Annotated in this window: 19 protein-coding genes; 10 read left to right on the top strand and 9 right to left on the bottom strand. The window is 49.0% G+C overall.

Translation table 11 applies throughout. From position 1 onward, the window contains the following. Positions 1-36: 36 nt before the first annotated feature. Both DQX05_RS23965 and DQX05_RS23960 read right to left on the bottom strand, forming a co-directional pair. Positions 37-1,014, bottom strand: coding sequence for an EndoS/ChiA family endoglycosidase (locus DQX05_RS23965; RefSeq protein WP_119795895.1), 978 nt, complete (start codon positions 1,012-1,014; stop codon positions 37-39). Between the two features lie 884 nt (positions 1,015-1,898). After that, on the bottom strand, positions 1,899-2,399 hold the full coding sequence (locus DQX05_RS23960) for a hypothetical protein (protein WP_119795894.1): 501 nt from the start codon (positions 2,397-2,399) through the stop codon (positions 1,899-1,901). Positions 2,400-2,922: 523 nt separating this feature from the next. On the opposite strand from DQX05_RS23960, the gene DQX05_RS23955 reads away from it, so the two are divergent. Continuing rightward, on the top strand, positions 2,923-3,525 hold the full coding sequence (locus tag DQX05_RS23955; protein WP_259392200.1) for an RDD family protein: 603 nt from the start codon (positions 2,923-2,925) through the stop codon (positions 3,523-3,525). Positions 3,526-4,171: 646 nt separating this feature from the next. On the opposite strand, the gene DQX05_RS23945 is transcribed toward DQX05_RS23955, so the two are convergent. The 3 genes from DQX05_RS23945 to DQX05_RS23935 all read right to left on the bottom strand — a co-directional run bounded on the left by DQX05_RS23945 (position 4,172) and on the right by DQX05_RS23935 (position 9,403). Further along, positions 4,172-5,041 carry a ComEC/Rec2 family competence protein gene (locus DQX05_RS23945; protein ID WP_119795892.1) on the bottom strand — a complete coding sequence of 290 codons (870 nt, stop codon included), beginning with the start codon at positions 5,039-5,041 and terminating at the stop codon, positions 4,172-4,174. A 225-nt stretch (positions 5,042-5,266) separates the two neighbouring features. Further along, entirely contained in the window at positions 5,267-7,321 is a 2,055-nt protein-coding gene (locus DQX05_RS23940; protein WP_119795891.1) for a methyl-accepting chemotaxis protein, read from the bottom strand. Positions 7,322-7,912: 591 nt separating this feature from the next. Next, on the bottom strand, positions 7,913-9,403 hold the full coding sequence (locus DQX05_RS23935) for a peptide MFS transporter (protein WP_119795890.1): 1,491 nt from the start codon (positions 9,401-9,403) through the stop codon (positions 7,913-7,915). 476 nt (positions 9,404-9,879) lie between these two features. Between DQX05_RS23935 and DQX05_RS23930 the strand changes: the two genes are divergently transcribed. The 4 genes from DQX05_RS23930 to DQX05_RS23910 all read left to right on the top strand — a co-directional run bounded on the left by DQX05_RS23930 (position 9,880) and on the right by DQX05_RS23910 (position 12,052). Then, positions 9,880-10,149: an AbrB/MazE/SpoVT family DNA-binding domain-containing protein gene (locus DQX05_RS23930; RefSeq protein WP_307719709.1), complete on the top strand. Its 270-nt coding sequence runs from the start codon at positions 9,880-9,882 to the stop codon at positions 10,147-10,149. After that, the gene (locus tag DQX05_RS23925) at positions 10,146-10,481 is read left to right on the top strand and encodes a type II toxin-antitoxin system PemK/MazF family toxin (RefSeq protein WP_119795888.1); all 336 of its coding nucleotides are present in this window, start codon (positions 10,146-10,148) and stop codon (positions 10,479-10,481) included. The genes DQX05_RS23930 and DQX05_RS23925 overlap by 4 nt, the downstream gene beginning before the upstream one ends. 476 nt (positions 10,482-10,957) lie before the next feature. After that, a complete protein-coding gene (locus DQX05_RS33315; protein WP_119795886.1) occupies positions 10,958-11,179 on the top strand; it encodes a collagen binding domain-containing protein in 222 nt (73 codons plus the stop codon). A gap of 207 nt (positions 11,180-11,386) precedes the next feature. Next, positions 11,387-12,052, top strand: a complete 666-nt coding sequence (locus tag DQX05_RS23910; protein WP_119795885.1) for an N-acetylmuramoyl-L-alanine amidase — start codon at positions 11,387-11,389, stop codon at positions 12,050-12,052. A gap of 4 nt (positions 12,053-12,056) precedes the next feature. Here the strand turns inward: DQX05_RS23910 and DQX05_RS23905 are convergent, their stop codons facing one another. After that, the gene (locus DQX05_RS23905; RefSeq protein WP_259392199.1) at positions 12,057-13,130 is read right to left on the bottom strand and encodes a hypothetical protein; all 1,074 of its coding nucleotides are present in this window, start codon (positions 13,128-13,130) and stop codon (positions 12,057-12,059) included. A gap of 304 nt (positions 13,131-13,434) precedes the next feature. Between DQX05_RS23905 and DQX05_RS23900 the strand changes: the two genes are divergently transcribed. The 5 genes from DQX05_RS23900 (at position 13,435) to DQX05_RS23880 (ending at position 19,997) form a co-directional block, all read left to right on the top strand. After that, entirely contained in the window at positions 13,435-14,793 is a 1,359-nt protein-coding gene (locus DQX05_RS23900; RefSeq protein WP_119795884.1) for an FAD-dependent oxidoreductase, read from the top strand. A 46-nt stretch (positions 14,794-14,839) separates the two neighbouring features. Continuing rightward, positions 14,840-16,132 (top strand): citrate transporter, encoded by a 1,293-nt coding sequence (locus DQX05_RS23895; RefSeq protein WP_259392198.1) that lies wholly within the window; start codon positions 14,840-14,842, stop codon positions 16,130-16,132. 61 nt (positions 16,133-16,193) lie between these two features. Next, on the top strand, positions 16,194-18,341 hold the full coding sequence (locus DQX05_RS23890; protein ID WP_119795882.1) for a hydantoinase/oxoprolinase family protein: 2,148 nt from the start codon (positions 16,194-16,196) through the stop codon (positions 18,339-18,341). Positions 18,342-18,353: 12 nt separating this feature from the next. Beyond that, positions 18,354-19,043, top strand: a complete 690-nt coding sequence (locus DQX05_RS23885; protein WP_119795881.1) for a hypothetical protein — start codon at positions 18,354-18,356, stop codon at positions 19,041-19,043. Between the two features lie 93 nt (positions 19,044-19,136). Beyond that, positions 19,137-19,997 (top strand): MurR/RpiR family transcriptional regulator, encoded by an 861-nt coding sequence (locus DQX05_RS23880; protein ID WP_119795880.1) that lies wholly within the window; start codon positions 19,137-19,139, stop codon positions 19,995-19,997. 557 nt (positions 19,998-20,554) lie between these two features. Here DQX05_RS23880 and DQX05_RS31075 read toward each other — a convergent pair. The 3 genes from DQX05_RS31075 to bluB form a co-directional block, all read right to left on the bottom strand. Continuing rightward, positions 20,555-20,710: a hypothetical protein gene (locus DQX05_RS31075; protein WP_182914884.1), complete on the bottom strand. Its 156-nt coding sequence runs from the start codon at positions 20,708-20,710 to the stop codon at positions 20,555-20,557. A gap of 43 nt (positions 20,711-20,753) precedes the next feature. Further along, positions 20,754-21,683 carry a manganese-dependent inorganic pyrophosphatase gene (locus DQX05_RS23875; protein WP_119795879.1) on the bottom strand — a complete coding sequence of 310 codons (930 nt, stop codon included), beginning with the start codon at positions 21,681-21,683 and terminating at the stop codon, positions 20,754-20,756. Between the two features lie 296 nt (positions 21,684-21,979). Then, a complete protein-coding gene (gene bluB / locus DQX05_RS23870) occupies positions 21,980-22,621 on the bottom strand; it encodes a 5,6-dimethylbenzimidazole synthase (RefSeq protein ID WP_119795909.1) in 642 nt (213 codons plus the stop codon). Positions 22,622-22,773: the final 152 nt, after the last annotated feature.

Below are 22,773 nucleotides of genomic sequence, written 5' to 3'. Positions count from 1 at the left end.
CTTCATCCTTTGTAGGACGAAGGGCTTCCTGTGTATTCATTTACTTTTCATGACATCAATTAATTTCTTTGTCCAACTAAAGTCTGTTTTAGTAATTGTATTATCTCCGTATTCTTTTCCATCTCTATCGATGGCATAGATAAACATTCCTCCCTTGGGACCATCTTCCGGTTGCCAAACAGCATATTTGTAAGCTCTACTTGTTTCAAATGGTTCCTGAGTATCATTCCAGTTTGCACCTAATTCTTCCTGAAAAGATATCCCCGGAAGAAACTGATCAGGGAGGATTGTATTTTTATAAGTTGCCCATGTACTATCTAATCTACCAGGGTCTCTGCCATAAGCTTGTAGAAACAAATAATCACAAAATGGAGCTACTTTTTTGAATAGGCTATGGTTGTCTTTGTTTGTATCATAGATAAGTAGTTTCCCACTATTTGACAGCGGTCCTAACCGTTTAGACAGAGCTTCAAAAACACCAAAAGCTTTTGTTTCTTTTTCTTGAGTTAAAGTTTCCTCCATATCAATATCTAAGCCATCTAAATTGTAGGGAGTCAAGTATTTATCTATTAAGGATTGCGCATGATCATCATATTCTTTGGATGTAGGCATTGTACCAGTACTAGGTACGTTATATAGTTCCCTTATATCTATAGTGCGTATCACTTTGGTTTGACGTTCGTGTAAGATAGGCACATACGTATCACGAAGCGTGTCCCAAAATAGTTGTTCATCGGTACCTGGTTTTACATAGTGGAAGACGGAAACGATATCGATTTCTTCAGGAATGTCTGTCATAGCTATCACATTAGGGTATGGTAGAGTTGAATTTGCATCATGAGGCATGGTTACGTCACGCCATGTTCTATAGTATGCCATCATTACAGGAGCTTTTTGAGCTTCAGTTACCTCGTTTACTAAAGAAGTTGAAGGACTAGCTGTAATAATTGAGCCACTCATTAAAGATAAAATTAAAACTGTCGACAAGATTAACAACATTGATTTTTTCTTCATAAAAGATAACTCCCTTCCTTAAATGACAATATTTGCGAGAATAGAGTAAGCGGTTACATTTCAGAGGGATCCGTCTTTATACCGAATACGATTTCGGTGAAGTAATGTCGTTGTTGCTAAGCCTTATTACGATTATAACAGCCTTCAACAGTTGCAATCGTCCATCGCCAGTGCCGATAGTTTACAATTTCATTTGTCCAGATACGCATCGTGCTCCATCGGTTCTCTTGCTCTAACCACGCTCAACCTCAGGTTTGCAACAGCAAAGGTTGGAGAGCAGTCACACCATGTACTTCTTTCGATTTCCACTCTTATCTGGATTTAACAATCGATGATGGACTTTGAGATAGTCCTTGGTTTGTGACGCCAGCTTGCGCTATACTTCACCCCAAATTATGCATAATTTCAAAACCTCCCCAAGAAAATATTCACGTTTTACTTTTTGACTCTCGCTTGGCGTAAATTCCTGCATCTGCAAAACTAGAGATCATCCATCTGTTTGAAAATCAAGATTTGAAAGAAGCACTTCAATAGCTAGTCTTTTACTTTTTTCGCGATGGAGTCTGCTAGCAGCCATTATGAGTCAAATACGTCAAAGGAACGCCACTTTTGTAAAAGTTGAGTCATTTATATTATCGTATCGAAGTACAAAAAAATGAATAGACCGAGGAACTTTACGATCAAATTGCCGTTGATTTCTCCAGTTCAGTCCCCATCAAATGAATTGAAACCTGTCATCCAGGATTATCAATGGATGCTATTCTAATACCGGTATTTCCCCAGGGTATGGCTTTCTTACCTCACCTGGTGTCTTAGAGTCATTGACGTGAGGTGTATCCACCATTTGTGCTCTTTGCTCATTCAAGTCCTGTACCTTTCAGCTTTTATTTTGGCGTGATGATTTGCAGCTTTGTGCAAAGGAGATTTTGGAGTTTGGGAAGCACATGCGTTTCGAAGTCGGAATTGGAAGCTGTTCGTTGTTCGATAGCCAGCACCTCGTGTTCCGTTCCTTCAAACAGATCGAGAACATAGGACATGTCATGGAACTTCGCCCCTTTTGGCAAGACAATGCAAGTGAACAAGCTGTTCATCTTTAGCAGTTGGACGGACTCTGCTACGTTTTGGGGTTGCACCCAAAGTGTTGGCTTTATCTTATTTAGTGGGGGATGTGACAATACCCATTCACTATTTATAAAAACAGTTCTTTCCTCAAGAAATTGCTTCGTTTCCGGTTCTACATGTCTTAAAATACTTTCCAAGTAACTAAACAACAACATGTCATTACGTTCCAGAAAACAAAAGAGAATTTCCGCCACTTCTTCAAAAGAGTCCAGGTCTTCCATGCCCTCAAGAAAAGATAGCGGCGGTGTAATTGCAATTTTCAATATTCCATCTCCTTCATTTTTCCAAATGTATAGTGACGGCTTGCATTTTTTCGTTCTGTCTTGAAGGAGTAACCTATCTCAAGTATTACTATTCTCAAGATTGCGAGTATGACAACGGGCAGAGGACCGTAACGGAGCCATGGAGTTGCACGATTTTTATCGGAGAATTCAGTGAAATATGGTAAAATAGACGAACGTTGAGGGAATGGCCGTATACGTTTGCATCGAAAATAAGACTTCGGTGTGCGGCAGCCATGCGCAATACAACATGACTGTGCAACAGGGGGTAAGGCCAGCCAACATGAATCCCAATTTAGCTCTGATCAAAATCGCATTTATTACATTTCCGATCGCAACCTTTTTTTTGACGCTTTTAATTGCGCAGTACCACAAATACGGCTATTTGAATAACATCTGGTCGCTTGTACTGTACTCGATGCTGCTTTATTTTTTTCGCGTTTTTTATCGTCATTCTGCCTCTCCCAACCGAGCGGATACCCAGCGGAAACGGGGGCTTTTCCCAATGGGCAGCAGCCAATTGGATGTGGATCTGACGCGCAGGCCTGTCGGCTTTTTTCGCCGGGTCATTGCACTGTTGCTTGACCATTTGTGCATCGGATTTATTCACTGGATCATTGCTATGCTCGTTGTGAATGGAAATGATCTGGTGCAGTACAGTGGATGGCCGGCGAAGGCGCTTATTTTCTATACCACGCTGGCACATATTTTCTTTTTCATGCCGATAACGATTACTGTCTATTTCATGCTAATCCCGATGTGGACCGGGGGTAAGACGTTCGGGAAATGGGTGATGCGCATCCATCTGATCGATGACCGCTTGGCGGCGGATCCAGAAGGGCCGAAGAAGCTCTCCTTCAAAGGTCTGCTCATTCGATACGGATTGCTGTACTTCGGCATCGGCGGGATAAATCATTTATTTTTCTACACTATTATTTTCGGAGGGATGACATTAGTGGAACCCTTCGGGTCGATAATCATCATGCTATGGTTCGTCTTCAATGCGTTCGTCGTTCTTCATGTGTTGCTCCATATCTCCCGGGGGGATAAGCGGTTATTCTATGAAAAATTGAGCGGAACTCGCAATGTCATACGATCCCGGACCTGATGCTGCCTTATGCAGGCACGGTCGATCCTAAGAAGACGGAAGGAGATACGAAAGAGAGTCCGCGATAAATAGAGGAAAAGCTAAAACGGTCTCCCCGTCCTTCGGAGGGCTGGAGACCGTTTTGCGTTATGATGAGGTAGGAGGTTCGGAAGACGACTTGTCGCGGGAATCGATCTGCTGACTAGAATATAACTGTGAGCCGTAGGGACGAACTCCCTGCGGATTTTTTTGTTTTGTTTTTGGGTATTGAATCCCGTTGTATCCTGAATACGTATTCGCACATACTATTATCGAACAAGAGTTCTTATTATTGGGTTAAGAAACTTGAAAATAACGATCTATGGGAATCGAGTCGAATGATCATTCCCCAACACAAGGAAGCGTTATTAATGCATCAGTGTGCGCAGCATCACAGGGAACGGCGCTGGATAAATGTAGATGATATTTTAGGGGTGAGGGACGAGTGAAGGATTGGAGAGAGGAATTACAGCGAGCGGAGAAGCCGGCTGCGGCAAAATCAAAAGATCCGGCTCTCTGCAATTGTAAGGCATTGATGAAAAGGAAATGGGTAAATTGTGTTTATATGTGTCAACAATGCAATAACCCGTATACGGATGAGCAAAAGCCCCGGAGTAATCCGAGGCTTTTATCTTGTTGTTTCGAATCTGATGTTTTTCCCGTCACTTATTGCGGTGATTGTTCCTTGCTTGTCAGTTCGATATATTTCAACGCCGGCCTTCTTGAGCCGGTTCATGACAACCTTCTTGGGATGACCGTATTTATTGTCCAATCCCGCACTAATCACAGCGTAGGCTGGTTGCACGGCGTCAAGAAATTCCTGTGACGTAGACGTGTCCGACCCATGATGTCCGACCTTCAGCACGTCGGCATGCAGTGTCTCCGGCTGCTTCAACATATCGGCTTCGCTCCGGGCTTCAGCATCGCCGGTGAATAGGAAGGAGGTGTTGCCATACGTCAGCCGCAGCACGGCGCTCCAAGCATTCAGATCCTTGCCATACTCGGCGACGGGGGCGACGAACTCCGCCGTGACCCCTTCCAGCGGGATGTCAAGGCCTGCCTTGGCCGTCTTTATCTTCAATCCTCTGTTTTTTACAGCCATTAAAAAGTCTCGGTATGTATTGGTCGTGTGGCTGATTTTTGGGGCATAAACAGACTTTACTGGTATCGCATCAATCACCGTATCCAGACCGCCTATATGGTCGGCGTCCGGATGGGTTGCAATCACCACATCCAATTGCGTGATGCCGAGACTTTCAAGGTATTCGACGACATCCTTCCCCTTATGATTGTCTCCGCCGTCAATTAAGATATGCTGTCCTTTTGGAGTCTTGATCAGAGTAGAATCCCCTTGGCCTACGTCCAAATAGAATACTTGCAGTGTCCCAACTGGTTGCTGTGGCTGCACTGTCTCATGTACTGCCGGATTCCCCGATGAACATGCCGCCAGGAGTATTACGAAAATAAGAGTAAGCGTTATGTATAAGTATTTCTTCATATTTCCCTCCCGTGTAATTGTAGCACATAAGAATAAATCGAAGGGGCCTGATCATATCGTGTATGGATAGATGAAAAAGAGCCCTCGGAGCATGAATGCGAACAGTGGGGAATAGCTCGGTAAAGCAAGGTAAAAAGGCCCCGAATGGAGCCTTTTTGCTTGGAAATCACGTAAATCGATGACCTGGAGCCAGAGGTATGATACCTGCTCCGGTTTGCTTTGCCCTTATATTTTGTATTGGCTCATCATTTGGCTCAACGTCTGTGCCATTTGATTAAGCTGCTCCGCATTTTTCATCAAGGTGGACATATCCTGCAGCTGCTGATCCGTGAACTTCACGAGTGTTGTGGCATGTTCCGCGTTCTTCTCGGCGATATGGGCGATTTCATTTACGGATGCAAGTACTTCTTCGGAGCCGGCGGACATTTCTTCGGTCACGGCCGACGTGTCTTGAATTTGTCCCGCCATATCGGTAATTTCCGCTAAGATGCTTTGGATCAGTTCCCCAGAGTTTTGTACTTTGTAAATGCCATCGGCAACGCTTTTCCGAACGTCATCCATCGACTCGACGGCCTTGTAGGCATCATTTGTCGCTTCTTCGATCAGGTCGGAGATTTCGCGCGCGGACTCTGCCGAGCGTTCCGCGAGCTTCCTTACCTCATGGGCAACGACGGCAAAGCCTTGACCATGCTCCCCGGCGCGGGCGGCTTCAATTGATGCATTAAGGGCAAGCAGGTTCGTCTGCGTTGCGATTTGGGTGATGGCATCGACGATAGAGGCCATCTGTTCCGAGCGCGCGCCCAGGTTTTGAACCAAGACTCCCGAATTACGTACCGATTCATCAATCGTGTTCATCTGCTGTACCGCTTCCTGCAGCAGCATGTTACCATTCTGCGCCTGCTCGGACGTATCCATCGACGTTTCCGATATGTTGGTTGTACTCTCCGCGATGCGCTGAATGCCGATGGACATCTCCTCCATCGCCTTGGAGCCTTCTTCCGTGCCCCGCATCTGCGTCTCAGCGCCGCTTGAGACAATCTTAACGACAGATCCGACTTCTTGAATTTGTTCCGTGCTCGCTGCCGTGTGGGCAGACAACTCCTCCGAGGAGGCTGCCAATGTGTTTGCGGCGCCGCGTATTTCTCCAACCAGATGGCGAATGGATGATTGCATCGTCTGCAACGATTGTCCTAACACGCCGATTTCATCCTTTTTCTGCTGGATATAAGCGGGGACCTCGCCCGTGAAATCGCCTGCGCTAATCGCCTTCAGATTGGTGACGACGATCTGAAGCGGCTTCGTAATGTTTGATGCAATCGCCAGCGCCAGCAGCGCGGCCAAGATAGCGCATATTGAGCTGGTAAGGAGATTGATCTTCCCAATTTTGTTGGCTTCTTGAGTCAATTCGCTTTTTTCAACGACAGATAGGTATTTCCAACCGGTTTGCTGTGACGTATATAAATTGGTCATGTAGCCTGTGCCATCCATCTGTATCTCGAATTGATCCGAAGTTTTTTCTTTGATGTCGGCAAATTCCGGTACGCCGATATCAGCAATATTTTTAGATATTAGCTCCGCGTTCCGCGGGTGGGCCAGAATCGTTCCGTCATGGGAGAGCAGAATGACATAGCCTGTCGTCTTAATCTTGATGCTGTCGAGCTGCTCGGCCAGCTTGCTCAGGCTCATGTTGAGTCCGATTACGCCCAGCGGCTTGTTGCTGCCGTTATTGACGGCGGTGACGCTGCTCATTCTCAACATGCCGCTAACCGCATCCGCATACGGTTCAGACATTGTGACTTGGTCGGGATTCTCCAGCCCGTCGCTATACCAAGGCCGGTTGCGCGGGTCATATTGGGCGGCCACTTCTTCTTCAGGCCATTGCACGTAGCCGCCGTCAACAGTGCCCAAAAACACGGAAGACGTGTTAGGATGTGTTTTGGCAAAACGCTCTAATTCTTTATAAATTTCGGTTTCAATGCCACCGTTCTTTGAAGGTGTTGCCTTTTTGCTTTGTGATTGGTTCATATATGAGGTGATGGTGTCATCGGCTTTATGGACGATCGGGCTGGTAGACAAGAACTGGACATTTTCTTTCACCGTATCGAAAAAAAGAGATATTCGGCCGTCCACCTGAGCGACTTCATTCGTCGTTGACGTTATGAAATTATCAGTTATTTCCTTTACCATGCTATTTTGAACAATAACGCCAATTAATGAAATGGGAATGAGAATTGTTACTAAAAAGGATAGAATTAGTTTCAGTTTAATGCTTTTTAACATAGAGCCCCTCCTCTAGGATGTTTGCAGTAGTGAATTTGTCTATGAATTTCGACAACAAACAGTGAAATTCGACATGAGTATTTATCGTCCCAAAAAAGGGTCTTTTTAATACTTATGTCGGATGGGAGCAGGAAAAATGTATTGGCATTTGCAAGGAGCTTAGGCCTCTAGTCGTGAGTGCGGAGGAATAGCAGGTTCAACAGGGAGGGGACATGTAAGGATAGGCATATGTAGATTTGTAGTTAGGATAGACTTTCCATGATGGATGGGAAAAGGATTGGACCATAACCAACCCCGTATATTTGTATTCTTGTCGGTATCATGCTCTTATCCCATAGTGACATTATCTTTGCGATAAATGGTATCGTTGAAGAAAGATCAAAAACATGGTAGACTTATCACAGAATCGTCACATTCATTAGGTCGTCATATTTTTGGGACACTGTGTCGCTTCATTGAGTCTGGGTGTTTGCTTACGAGCACGCCCAAGACCGCCAGAAGAATGTCGCTTACTGACGGTCATGAGCTGCGAGTACATATATTGGTCATCCTTGAGGCAAGGAATCTGGCTGTATGCTAGTGGTGACCTGCTTATTTTACCCCTTTCATATAGCCCTGAATCTTTGGAGACAACAGGTAGAGCAGGAGACTTAGCACGATGGCTGCCCCGCCAATAACGCCAAAGTAAAGCATCTCGGTTTCTGGGGTATAGAACTTTACGATCTGAGCGTTAATGGCTTGAGCTGCGGCATTGGATAAGAACCACAGGCTCATGGTCTGGGCCGTGAAGGCAGCGGGCGCGAGCTTCGTAGTAGCCGAGAGACCCACTGGGGACAAGCATAGCTCTCCGAGTACAACGACGAAGTAGCTGAGCACCAGCCACAATGGGTTGACGAGCGAAGCGGCTCCGCCGAAGTAAGCCGGCAGCAGAATGATCAAAAAGGACAACCCGGCGAACAATAAGCCCAGTGAGAATTTTTGCGGGATGGTCGGCTGGCGATTTCCGAGCTTTACCCACAACCAAGCGAATACAGGAGCCAGTATAATAATAAAGAGCGGATTCAGGGATTGGAACCAGGCGGGTGAAAGATTGATGCCTGCGAATTCCAATTGGGTACGCTTGTCCGCATAGTTGGCTAGAATCGTGGACCCTTGCTCCTGAATTGCCCAGAACATAATCGATGCAATGAACAAAGGAATGTATGCAATAATTCGGGAACGCTCGACGGGCGTTGTTTTAGGACTGCGGTACATAGCAACAAAGTACAGGGTGGGAATCAGGAGCCCTAAGATCCCAACCAGCTTGATAAAGGTATCGAAGGTAAGAATACCAAATGCAATGGTAACCGCGATCAAGGCAGCCAGAACAACGACACCCACACCCAGAACTGTGAAGACCTTTTTCTTCTCAGCGGGGGAGAGCGGGTTGACCACTATCGTACCCGCAAGGCCTAAGTTTTTGGATCGGGTAACCATAAAAACGACCAATCCGATGAACATCCCGATAGCCGCAAGGCCGAAACCAAGGTGGAAATTATTCATCCCGACCGTTCCTACTACTAATGGAGAGAGGAAGCCTCCGAGGTTAATCCCCATATAGAAAATACTAAAGCCCGCATCTCGACGGTTATCGTGTTCGCTGTAAATATCCCCCACTAAACTGGATGCATTGGGTTTCAGAAGGCCGGTACCAAGCACAATCAAGATCATGGATACAAAGAATAGCGAAGCATTGCCCGGTATAGCCAGCACAATATGACCCAGCATAATCAAGATACCGCCATAAAAAACAGCTTTCGACGTACCTAAAATACGGTCAGCCAACCAGCCACCGATGATGCCTGACATATATACGAGTGATCCGTAGATGGACATTATGGCGAGTGCGGTGCTCTCCGGAAACCCGAGTCCGCCCTGCGACACTTCATAATACATAAAGAATACAAGGATAGCCCTCATTCCATAATAGGAAAATCGCTCCCAGAACTCAGTGAAAAAGAGGGTGAACAGGCCTTTGGGATGTCCAAAAAACCCCTTCTGTGGAACACTTTCTATAATCTTCTGTCTGTCATTGCTCGACATACCAACTCTCCTTTAATGTCTATATTCCTTTAACGTAATGAAGCTAATATGTTTTTTTTATTATAATACCCTAATTAGTTAGACCGCAATCTTTTCGTACTGACAATATAAGACAATTAACCATTTTCATTGTATGTGACAATGTTACTTGTCGAGCAAAATTCGGCCTGACGAGGTGAACTATGCTTAGTTATGGGGCTTGGCTTTCCAACTTTCCCAATATAGCAAATCCAAGCGGGTAAAAATTTTGAATCAATCCATAGGCCCAGCCGGTTCACCCACACAACTTGTCTTACGGTCGTCGCCGTATTGATGTAGAGGGGGCGCCATGGATAGAGAAGAAGCCTCTTTTAGTATAGATTCCAGAGAACAGTTGGCGGTATCAAATGTAAGGTTAATGTATATCATAAGTATATACATTTTTGCGAGGGGCTGAGGTATAATTGGATCATAAGAAGGAGAAGGACGTGATTCTTATGACGACTGCAACGCTCCGTAAATGGGGCAACAGTAGTGCTGTCCGTATTCCGAACCAAATTGTTAAACGCCTTAATCTGGAAGAAGGCGCGGAAATTGAATTAATCGTAACTCCAGAAAATGATTTATTGCTTCGCCCTACGAAAAAGCCGCAAGAATCGAACGAGGAGTTGCGCGCTCATTTGAAATTGCTTCTGTCCAAAATTAAGCCAGATTCGCCTCGTCATGACGAAGTGGATGTAGGAATTGAAGGAGACGAAATGATTTGACGGTTCCAGGACGTGGCGATTTAGTATGGCTTAACTTTGATCCGCAAGCCGGACATGAACAGGGCGGCCGGCGGCCCGCCATTGTGCTGTCCGAATTCGATTTCAATGAAGTGACCGGTTTTGCGGTTGTATGTCCGATTACAAGCCAAGTCAAAAATTATCCTTTTGAAGTTCCCCTTCCGGAAGGACTTCCGTTTACAGGGGTTGTCCTTACTGATCAATTGAAAAGCCTGGATGTAAGAAATCGGAGAATGAAAATCGTAGGGAATATCCATGTAGAATCAGAATGTATGAAAGCTGTGCTTCGCAATGCCCGAGCTATCCTGGCTTAGGCCTACCCTATTGAAGGCAGGGCTAAGCTTCACACTCTATCTATCCACTAGACATATACTAGTATGAAGCTGTCATAGTAAATTCGATCACAAAAAAATAACAAAAAGGAGGGCTTATCTTTATGGAGAGAAATTTTCTATAATGTAAGCCCTTTTCTTTTGCTTCCTTACATCAATGGAAGCGAAACTGTCCTTAATTTGTCTTCGGTGCTGCCTTCGCAAAAGCGGGTGGAAATCAGTTCGCCGCGTGTTCCGAATGAATCGTTGCGGAATATGGCGGCCGATATGCGTATTGTTGCGGCTTTGGTCGTCTATCAATGGGATGGGTCGTCGTCTGCATGGAATATTAGGGATGATGCTAACTTTACCGTGCCGGTCCATTAGTCCAAATCCGGATGGCAAAGACGGAGACTATTCTGTGACTTTGAAACGAAGGCGGACGAGGGCACTGAAAGCCAGACGCCAAATACGAAGGAATCGATTATTATCCGGACGTTTACACCAAAAATAAAGGCAAAAAAATTGGCTCTTATGACGCAACAACGAAGGAAATCGCCTGGACCATTGATGTGAACTACAATTTGCAAAAGATTGACAACCCGATGCTGCACGATTTCTATACGGGCGAGCAGACTTTTGATCCGAATAAGGTGGAGGTTCGGCATTTAATTCTAATGTTTTTAGGACAGCGTCTTTAACCCTGCCAGCCGTCGTGAGATCCATGAGTATAACCGTAAAAACAATCTTTTGGCACGGGACATATGCAAGCGGCGCACTCTATCTTCTCTTCATAAAATTTACTATGGAAGATAGAAGTAGAACATCATAGCGAAACAGTCACTCTTTCTATCGCAATCGGACTTGTTTTCTTCCAGAAAAATATTGCTGAAGAGAGCTGATGAAAAGTGACTATCGAGATCAAGCAGCGATTGCTACCCGACGGCCGTCCGAACAAGCCGAGCCGCCCGATGAAGCCGCAATATATTACCGTTCACAATACGGATAATACCGCTCCGGGGGCTACGGCCGAAGCGCATAGCCGTTATATTTTGAACGGGAGCGGCGGAACGCAGACAAGCTGGCACTACACGGTAGATGACCATGAAATCTACCAGAGTCTGCGAGATAATGAGCAGGGCTGGCACGCCGGCGACGGCAGCGGCCCCGGAAATGCGTCATCCATCGGGATCGAGGTTTGCATGTACCAGGGAATGGACGAGCCGTTGGCATGGCAGCGGGCCGCGGAGCTGATTGCTCTGCTGGCCAAGCGGTACGGCATCGGGCTGAGCGCTGTCGTACCACACCGCCACTGGAGCGGGAAGGCGTGCCCGTCCCGTATTCTCCCGCGGTGGCAGGAGTTTATGCAATTGGTAGAAAAAGCAATGAAGGGAAGCGATAAGCCGGTTCCACCCGACATCATCGGCCACTGGGCGGAAGCACAGATCAGGGCGGTGATCGATGCCGGCATTATGGTAGGTCGCGACTCCGGGAATTTTGAACCCAATCATCCAATCACCCGCGCCGAGGTGGCTGTGGTCGCTGAGCGGCTATTGAGCCGTTTTAACAAATAACCAGTCACTCGTGATGCGAGTGATGCGCAGATCCGGCAGGAGCGGTGTCCGAACCAGGATGAGTGTGAGATGGGGCATGAAAATGGCTGTCGACATTCAAGCCGCTCTCCGGCTGCCCCATCCATATGTAGATCGGCATGAGGACGAACAGCAATACAGTGAAATGAAAAACCATGAAGAAGCAGCGCAGCTTGGGTGAACGGTGAACATGATAGAGCGTCTTGGAATCGTCTCTGCCGACGATCAAGAAGATAACCAGCAGCGTATGCATGACCATGTGGCCGATGATCTCGGTCGCGCCGAATACGGTGGTGGTGGCCACAAATAATCCGGTCAGCAGCAGAGCCGTGAACCGGTTCATGACGCCCACGATAAAAGCCCAGGCCAACCCCAGCTCGATAAAGGCGCTGATCAGCACGAAATCTTCAACGGTAAAGCCCAATGTAGGAAGGCTGTACTCGTGTATTAATGAACCGGCCAGCTTCGCCAGCGTCATCTTTTCCATAGCTAACCAGGCAAGAGACAGTCCGGCCCAAAAAAAGAGCACCGGGAGACAAGAACGGCCCCACTTCCTATGGTAGAACAGCAAATAATAGATGACACCGACATAGAACATATAGTCGAGCGAATGGAACAGTCCATATTCGATAATCGCTTTAACATATAAGGTAGCAAGAGCCGCTCCGCTTACGGCAATCAGCTTCCGGTGCAGCAGGCCAAGCAGGCCAACGATGAGCAGGCCGTAGACCCACCATATGTCGACGGCCAGCGTGGGAGCGATGTACGTCCGAGTGACGAGCTGCAAGAGGAGGCCAAGCCCGATGCCAACCCGCATAATCGTAAGTTGAAAGCGTTTTAACCGATTGAACAAAGAATGAACCTTGCGGACAACGCGAAGGCGTTCCAACGATTCATTTAACAGGACGACAAGGAGCAAGACAATGAATGTAAAGCCCAACCAGAACAGAAAAGTAGGGGTAATGACTCGATCCATCGTTTGCGGGGTCCACTCCTGATCTGCTGCAAACCATTTGACATGCATAACTATGCCGAAGCGGCCCGGCATCCATCCGTACATACCAGTTCTCTCCTTTAATGATTGAAATCGGGGTTTCACCGTCTTTTTACATTAATGAAAATAAATCGAAAAGTATGAATATAAATTTTCAGACGCAAGGTCAGATCACGGGAGCACAAGCTTCGGTGATTTCTTGCGCTTTATGCGATAGATCATAGATTAAGAACACTTGGAAAATAATAAACATAATTTACGGATATATAGAAAATTATTTTCCTGAAAGCATTTACAATGAAGTTTTTGTCTGATAGGCTATGGGTAAGCAGCAATCATACATCACTTAATCAGAAGGAGCGAGGACAGAATGGGGAACAGGCTGAAATATGATGTGGTGGTCATGGGCGGCGGCATATCGGGAGCGATGGCTGCCGTTGCGGCATCCAGCTTGGGGGCGAAGACACTGATTGTAGAGTCGCACGGATTTCTGGGCGGGACGCTTACTGCGAATGGGGTAGGCCCAATGATGACATTCCATGCGGGAGAGAAGCTTGCCATTCAAGGGTTTACGGATCAGTTGATTGAACGGCTGAAGAAGCAGGGCAAGTCGCCGGGGCATATTTTCGATACGGTCGGCTTCACATATTCGGTCACCCCGTTCGATGCCGAAGCAATGAAGCATGAGCTGGAGCTGATGGTCACCGGGAGCGGTGGCGAGATTCTGTATCATACGATGCTGGCTGGCGTGAAGACCGAGAGCGGACGAATCGTCAGCATCACGGTATGCAATAAATCGGGTCTGAGCGATATCGAGGCGTCCGTGTTCATCGACGGGACGGGAGACGGTGATTTGTCCGTCGGCGCAGGAGCCGAGTTCACCAAGGGCAGGGAATCCGACGGGGCCATGCAGCCGATGACGTTGAAGATGAAGATGTATAACGTCGATATTCCGAAGGTAAAACAATATATTCACGCTCATCCGGAAGACTTTCCGCTGTATCAGGGCGACACGTCCATTATCGAGAAGGCGCCGCGCTTGTCGGTAGGAGGGTTCGACAGTCTGTTCAAGCTGGCGAAGGAGAGGGGCGAGATCTCGATTCCGCGGGAAAATGTGCTGTTCTTCGAGACGAATAACCCGGGCGAGGTCATCCTGAATACGACCCGGATTCTCGGCCATGATCCGACAGATGCGTTCAGTCTGAGCAAGGCGGAGATGGAAGGCCGGAAGCAGTGCCGCGAGCTGGAGCTGTTCGTGCGCAAGTATATTCCAGGCTTCGAGCATGCGGTCGTGGAATCGACCGGCCCGAATATCGGTATTCGGGGCTCCCGCCAGATTAAGGGCGTGTATACGCTGACGGCCGAGGATCTGCTGGAGCAGCGGATGTTCGAGGATACGATTGCGCATTCCGGCTATCCAATCGATATCCATAGTCCGGACGGCGAAGGAACGAAGCATCAGAAGCTGGAATGGGGCGGCATGTACAGCATTCCTTACTCCTGCATGATCACGGATTCCGTGGAGAACCTGATCGTCATCGGCAGATGCATTTCGGCCACCTTCGAAGCGCAGGCAGCGATGCGGACGACGCCGACGACAGGGGCGATCGGCCATGCCGGCGGCGTAGCCGCTGCGGCAGCCGCGAAGAACGGCATCCGCGTGCAGGGTGTGGACATCAAGGAAGTGCAATCCATACTCAAAGCACAAGGCGCTTATTTAGAAATATAGATGAACCTGAGCATGATAAGAACTTGATTCGAGAGGGGAAATCATCGTGACATCGTTAATGTGGGTTCAAGCCATCGGCATTTTACTTGTCTTTCTTGTGTTCGTCGGGTTAATGATGACCCGGAAGCTTCCGACCATTCTCGCCCTGCCCTTGATGGCGATTCTGTTCGCTGTCATCGCCGGCGTGCCGTGGATGTCGAACGATCCCGAGGCGACCACGATTGCCAAGACGATTCTGTCATCCGGCGCGATGAGGTTATCCGGCGCTATTGCGGGCTTGGTGTTCGGGGCCTGGTTCGGGCAAATCTTAAATAAAGTCGGCATTACCAAGTCGATTATCCGCAAAGCGGCCGAGCTTGCAGGCGACAAGCCGGTGCTGATCGCGGTCTTGTTTTTCGCAACCGCATCTATTATTTTCTCGGCGGCCGGCGGACTGGGCATGGTCATCCTGGTCGGTACGATCGTCATTCCGATTATGCTGACGGCGGGCATTTCCCAGTTCGTCGCATCTATCGTCGTCATTTCCGCCGTCGGCGTCGGCGCGCTGTTCAACGTCTCCAACTGGGCCGTCTATGTCGATGTGCTCGGCCTCTCGGTTCAGACGATTGCGGATTATACGCTGGTCGCCGCGCTGCCGCTCATTCTCGTATCGTTGGCGATGATTATTTTCTACATCCGGCGGGACGGCAAAGGCCGCAAAGCATGGGCGATGCCGACGGCTTCCGGTGGAGAAGGCAAAAAAGTGCCTGCCTTTGCGCTTATTAGCCCGCTTGTACCGGTCATTCTCGTCTTTGCGTTCAAGCTCGATATCGTACCGGCGGTGGTCATCGGCGCGTTGGTTACGATTCTGCTGACCTGGCCGAAGCGGCCGATTCATGTCCTGTCCAGCGCGCTGGTGGAAGGGATTCAGGACGTCGCTGGCGCGATGGCACTCATGATCGGCATCGGAATCCTGTTGAATTCCGTTATGGCGCCGCAGGTGTCGGCGCTGATCAGCCCGTTGATTGAAGCGGTGCTGCCGACCAGCCCGCTGATGTACATTCTGTTCTTCACGCTGCTGTCTCCGCTCGCCATCTACCGCGGGCCGCTGAACGTATGGGGATTGGGCAGCGGTATTGCCGCCCTGTTCGTCTCGGCGGGCATGACTCCGGTCGCGGCGATGCTGGCCCTGCGCGTCGTCAGCAACGTGCAGGCCGTATCCGACCCGACTAACTCGCATAATGTGTGGGTTGCGGATTTTACGAAGAGCGACATTAACGATATTTTGAAAAAGACGCTTCCTTGGATGATGGTCGCGGTGCTGATTTCGATGGTGTTGGGTTCATTCATGGTCTTTTAGAAGAAGATAGAATCCGGGCGGAGACTTGCGAGTGTCCGCCCGTTGCCGCAGGAGGAGAACGATGGAGAGAAAAAAAGTAAGAGTTGGGATTGATGTCGGAGGCACCTTCACGGATGCGGCCGTCATTGACAATGAGACGTACGAGGTTATCGGGAAGATGAAAATTCCGACGACACATCATGACGAAGAAGGTGTGGCGAAGGGAATTGTGCAAATATTGAAGCGGATTTTGGAGAGCGAGGGCATTGCTCCGGACGATGTGACCTTTATCGCCCACGGGACGACGCAAGCGACGAACGCCTTGCTGGAAGGGGATGTTGCCAGTGTTGGCATTATCGGCATGGGTTCTGGCCTTGACGGCATGAGCGCACGCTCGGAGTCGAATCCCGGGGACATCGAGCTGGCGCCGGGCAAATATTTGAAGACCTATCACACGTACCTGGATTCCAAAAATTTGCGGGACGAGGACATCGAAGCCGCGATTGACGAGCTTGCGCGGCAGGGGGCGGAGGTGATCGTTGCTTCCGAGGCGTACAGCGTTGATGATCCGGCTAATGAGCTTCGTGTCGTCGAGATAGCGAACCGCAAAGGCATGTATGCTACCGGGGGGCATGAAATCTCCCAGCTGTACGGACTCAAAACACGGACAAGAACAGCGGTCGTGAATGCGTCTCTCATTCCGAAAATGATGGAAACAGCAAATATGACGGAGAAATCCGTCAAAAACGCGAATATTCAATCTCCGCTCATGATTATGCGCTGCGACGGCGGCGTTATGAGTATCGACGAGGTGCGCAAGCGTCCGATTTTGACGATGCTGTCAGGACTTGCCGCCGGTGTTGCCGGCGTGCTGATGTATGAGAAGGTGTCGGACGGCATCTTTTTCGAGGTCGGCGGCACCAGCGTCGATATTTCCGTCATCAAGAACGGGAAGGTCATGATCAAGAATGCCCAGGTCGGCGGCCACCGGACCTACTTGCAGTCCCTGGATGTCCGGACGCTGGGTATTGCCGGCGGAAGCATGATTAAGGTGGCGAACGGGAAAATCATCGACGTCGGTCCGCGAAGCGCCCATATTGCGGGCAAGGAATATGAGGCGTTCGCCCCGACGGAGCAGATCGTCAATCCGAAGGTCAAGTTCGTCAGCCCGCGGGAAGGGGATCCGGCCGAATATATCATTTGCGAGTGTGAGAGCGGCAAGGAATTCTCCTATACGCTGGCCGGCGCGGCTAACATTCTCGGCTATGTTCCGGAAGGCGATTACGCACGAGGGAACAAGGAAGCGGCCGTGCGGGCATGGGAAGCCCTTGCCGCCCATATCGGCCTGAGCGTCGAGGAGGCCGCCAGACAGGTGATGAATATCGCGATCGACAAGACGATGAAGACCGTCAATGAGATGATCGAGGACTATGAGCTGGACCGTTCGTTCGTGACGCTGATCGGCGGCGGCGGCAGCGGGGCCGTGCTCGTCCCGGCGATGGCGGAGCGGGAGCGGTTCCGCTTCCAGATCGCGAATAACGCGCCTTACGTGTCGACCATCGGCGTCGCCCTGGCGATGGTGAAGGAACAGTTGGAGAGAACCGTCGTGAATCCGACGGAAGAGGACATCAAGCGCATTCGGTCCGAGATCGTCGAGCGCATCGTCAAGTCTGGCGCCAGCGAGGACACGGTCGAGGTAATGATCGAGATCGACAGCCAGAAAAACATTTTGCGGGCAGTCGCTACCGGCTCGACAGAGCTTCGCTCCAAAGATCTGGGCCAGCAAGCGCTGTCTGTCGAGGAACTGGCTGCCATCGCCGCCAGCTCGGTCGATCAGCCGGCGGACAGCATGAAGTTGGCATCCCAATGCGGACGCTGGAGCCTGTTCGCCTGCGAGGAGACGAAGAAATCGTTCTTCGGCCTGATCAAGAAGAAGACGACCTATGTGAGCGTGCTCGATCGGGAAGGCGTCGTCCGGTTCAAGAAGGGGAACGTCCACTTCACGAAGGTGACCAAGGCCCGGTTCGGGGGCCGGTTGCAAGATTTTTTGGATGACAATACGATTTACTCCGACGCGAACGCGACGATACCGAAGGTATTCGTCTTTTATCGGGAGAAGATGCTTGATCTGACCGGAATGCAGACGAAGGAGCAACTGATGTCGATTCTCGAGATCGAGACGGAGATGCTGACAGAGGAAGAAGAACTGATCGTCGTTGCCTATCAGTAAGGAGGGGAAGGTATGCCGGACGAGGTTATCTGCCGCTTAACGGAAGAGGAAGGGTCCGATGAGTTGCTGGCGTGCGCGGAGCTGGAGCAGGACCCCCTTTTCCACAAAATACCGAAGGATCGAATGGCGTACTATGTGAACATGTCGCTGGAGTGGGGCAGAGAGACGGCGGCTGCCTACAAGGACAAGGGCAAGTCCATCCGGGAGCTGTGTCAGATGGAAGGCTTGCAGTATGAAGTGACGAACCAGTCCGGCACATTCCATAACGTCAGCTTCCGCGCGCAGATTGATTTCGCCAAGAATCCGCCGGCGATTATCATCTATGCCTCGTCCCTCCGCGATATGCGGCCGGCGTACCGTACGGTGATGGGGAATGGATGCGAGGAGCAAGAACAGGAGCTGGATCGGCTGATCGATATTCATTTGGCGCATGAGTTTTTTCATTATACGGAATACCGGGCAGGGCAGTTCACGAATGAGACGCTGGAGCCGATCGAGATTTTCAAGCTGGGAAGCTGGTATACGAAGAGATCAAGCGTGGTGAAATGCAGTGAAATCGCGGCGCATGCATTCTGCAAGACGATGCTGGACCTGCCCTGTTTGCCAAATGCGCTCGATTACGCGTTTCTTGTTCAGACGGGGGAGATGGATGCAGGCGAACTCCGCTGGCGGGCGGAAAAATGGAAAGAGATGTTGGCCTGATTTTATCATTGCCTCCCTTGATATGATATAATGGGGTGTGCTAGCGAGGTTACCGGATAGCATTTTTCCCATTGGCAGTCAGGAGGAGGTACCATGTCTTCACAGGTTCCGGCGGTCATCGCAAAAATTGTATCGCAAACGCAAAAATTAACATACGGCGAAAATCAAATCGCCAATTTTGTTATACACAATCCGGAATTCATCACCCGTAACACGATTACGGCGATCGCGAATGAAATCGGCGTATCCGAGACAAGCATTAACCGTTTTTGCAAAAAGGTAGGCTTCAAAGGGTTCAACGATTTTAAAATCGCGTTTGCCCAGGATGCGTTTTACCGGGATATGCAGGCCAGAAAGAAAGAGAGACGCGAGATTAACGTCATTGATGCGCTGGCTCTCGACTATAACGAGCTGATCGTCAACACTTCGGCGCTCATTAGGGAAGAGCAGCTTCATCAAGTGGTTGAGTTGCTGAAGGGAGCGCGCCGAATCGTCCTCATCGGCTTGTTCGATTCGTTCCTCGCGGCCATGGCATTGAAGAACCGGCTCGCGATTATCGGGGTTCATGCCGATGCCATCAACGACAGCAGGGAAATGAAAATCGCGGCCTCCCAATGCGGTCCCGAGGATGTCGTAATCGCCTTCTCGCGTTCGGGTTCGACGCGGGAGATTATCGATGCCGTCTCCATCGCGCAGGTCAATCAGGCCAAGACCGTTGCAGTCACCTGTTATGACTCATCGCCGATTACGGAAAATGCGGTGGTTGATATTATTGCGCCGGATAAAATCTCGGTCAATAACAGCGCTTTTATGTCCAACCATATCACGTTTCTGTTTGTCGTCGATCTCATTATGAGCGTTTTCATTTCATCGGATAAGCAGTATTTGAAGAAAAAGCTGGACAGCGAAGGGATATTGGCCAGCGATCAGTCGATTACGAATTATTTTTTGTGATTCCCGGAAAAGACGCTCTTGTCGCGCAAATGCGCGGCGGGGGCGTTTTTTTAATAAATTTATGATCCACCGCATAAAAAATGAATCGCCAAAAGCCCCCATGGACTTTCTCAACGGCCTGATTTACGGGATACAAGAGACGGTGTTGGAACCTGGGGGAATCATCGCCTTCTAGAGATATCGTTGCCTTTCTGGAGACATCGCCGTCTTCTGGAGGCATCATCGCCCCCTGTGGCTTGAACGTGTGGAGGGAATTGCTGCTATTTTACAGGAATTTCGGTTCAATGAGTCCACATTGCGAGGAAATGCTGCGCATCTACATCATTTTAGGCCCTTTTGCTCCGAACCGAAGGGAAGCGGAGGAAATTCCTGTAATTTTGCAGGATTCCCTTTCTGGTAGAGTCGTCCATATCGAATTGCTGTATTAAAGCAGGATTTTGCTTACCAAACAGGCTTACCGAATCGACGTGTCCCACTAGATCAGGGTGAGAATGTCCTTCTGGGCTTATATGTACGTTATCCCAATGGGACAGGATAAGATGTCCTTCTATTTCTTATTACGCAGGAACAACAACTTTTTCCACATCTATTTGTACCTCGTTCCATCCAGGGAAGCTATCTGATGCCCCCTTGCCGATCTGGCGGATGATGTCAATGGAAGTAGGGGAGGAAACAAAACGGCGGGCCGCACTGGTAAGCGCGGCCCGGTCCATTGGTCCACATCCGGGGGATTGCATAAAATCCGGATGTGGGGGTTTATTTGCTCAATGTGTCTGTCAGCACAGGCACGATTTGCTTCTTGCGGGATACGACACCCTTCAGGAGCGCAGTGTTGTTCTCCAAGCTTACATTGTATGCTTTCTCTACGGCATCCGACTTGGAGCCGAGCGCAATGGCCACGGAATTGCTATTCAAAATATCGGTGACGACGAACACGAACAGGTCAAGGCCTTTCTTCGCGATCATGTCGGACAATGCCGCTTCCACTTCCGCTTGGCGAGACAGCACATCGTTCACGTCCACCGCGTTCACTTGCGCGATTTCCACCTTCGCGCTGCCCATGGTGAATTCCTTCGCGTCGAGCGAGAGCAGCTCCTCGATGCTCTTGTCGCTCAGGTCCGCACCGGCTTTGAGCATGTCCAATCCGTACTTCTCCGCATCGACGCCGGCGATAGCGGCCAGCTCGCGGGCGGCAGCCACGTCTTGCTCCGTGCAAGTCGGGGATTTGAACAGCAGCGAATCGGAAATGATGGCAGATAGCATCAGGCCGGCAATATTTTTGCTCATCGTCTTGCCGTTCTCTTTATACATTTTGTTCAAGATCGTAGCGGTGCAGCCAACCGGCTCTGCGCGGTAGTACAGCGGACCGCTCGTCTCGAAGTTCGCGATGCGGTGATGGTCAATCACTTCCAGCACTTGAACTTGATCAATGTCGTTGGCGCTTTGCTGACGTTCGTTATGATCGACGAGAATAACGCCGTTCACTTCGTTGGCCACGGTCTCTACCAGGCGCGGCGCTTCCGTTTGGAACGTATCCAGGGCGAACTGCGTTTCACCGTTCACGCTGCCGAGGCGAACCGGCTCGACTTCGAAGCCCAATTGTCTTTTCAAATCTGCATATGCAATGGCAGAACAAATCGTATCTGTGTCTGGATTTTTATGTCCGAAAATGAGAACTTTTTCCATGGTGTTTACTCCCTTACAACGATATACTGGCGAGAAAAGTATACCTTAGAATCCATTTAACAATCAAGGTTACAGCGGTTGGCAGGCAAGATAATCGCAAAATCGAAGCCGCGATTTTAGCCATTTTCAATCTTAAACATTATTGGGATTCAGGAACCGAAAGGCAAACTGACGGAGACGTACAGCTACGATGAATGTGGCCTACTGCTAACACAGCCGCAAGTTGGTCGAGCCGTGAACTTCGCCCATACGGACTATCCGTATGAGGAGAACGGGCTGTACTTTGCGCAATTCGCTTATTGTTTTCCCCATTTATTATGAAATATTAGATTTTCAAGAGATTTTCGTTTTTCCCACTTCACTTGTTCTAAAATGGGAGCAGAGGGGTAGTCGTCCGTATATCCAATGGAAATTAAAGCAACAGGGTCAATGTGCGGAGGTATTTGCAAAATATCTCGAACATCATTTTTTTTGTAAAAGCTTACCCATCCCATGGCTAAACCTTCTACACACGCCGCTAACCACATATTTTGGATTGCACATGCTGTAGAAAGAATATCCGTCTCCGGAATCGAATTTCGTCCTAGTACATGCGAGCCCCCGCTTGTTGGATCACAGGTGACACAGATCGTTAAGGGCGCCTCTTTAATTCCTTCAATTTTTAAACTTAAAAATTGGGTAGCGCGCTCTTCTTCGTAATGAATCGCCAAAGCTTGTCTTTCTTTTTCTGTCGCCCAAGCTAATCTCTCTTTGACTTCCATAGAATCCACGATAATGAAATTCCATGGCTGCATAAATCCTACAGAGGGTGCATGGTGTGCCGCTTGTAAAATTCGGTCGATAATCTCTTTAGGTACAGGATTCGGAAGAAAATTCCGAATGTCTCTTCTTTTATAAATGACATTATAAACTGCTTCTTTTTCGATCTCATTAAACATATGATGCGCCTCTTTCATTCTGTATCGTGTCTCCATCATCTATTGATGCTATTCTTTGAGAATGTGGATTTTTTCTTTCTCTACGATATCATAGATTCCACATATTCGACAAATTAGATCAATTTTCTACTTATTTTTCATTCTACGTTTGA

It is taken from the genome of Paenibacillus thiaminolyticus, from assembly GCF_003591545.1.
In the GTDB taxonomy this organism is placed as follows: domain Bacteria; phylum Bacillota; class Bacilli; order Paenibacillales; family Paenibacillaceae; genus Paenibacillus_B; species Paenibacillus_B thiaminolyticus_A.
This window is presented reverse-complemented; position numbering and strand designations above follow the sequence as displayed.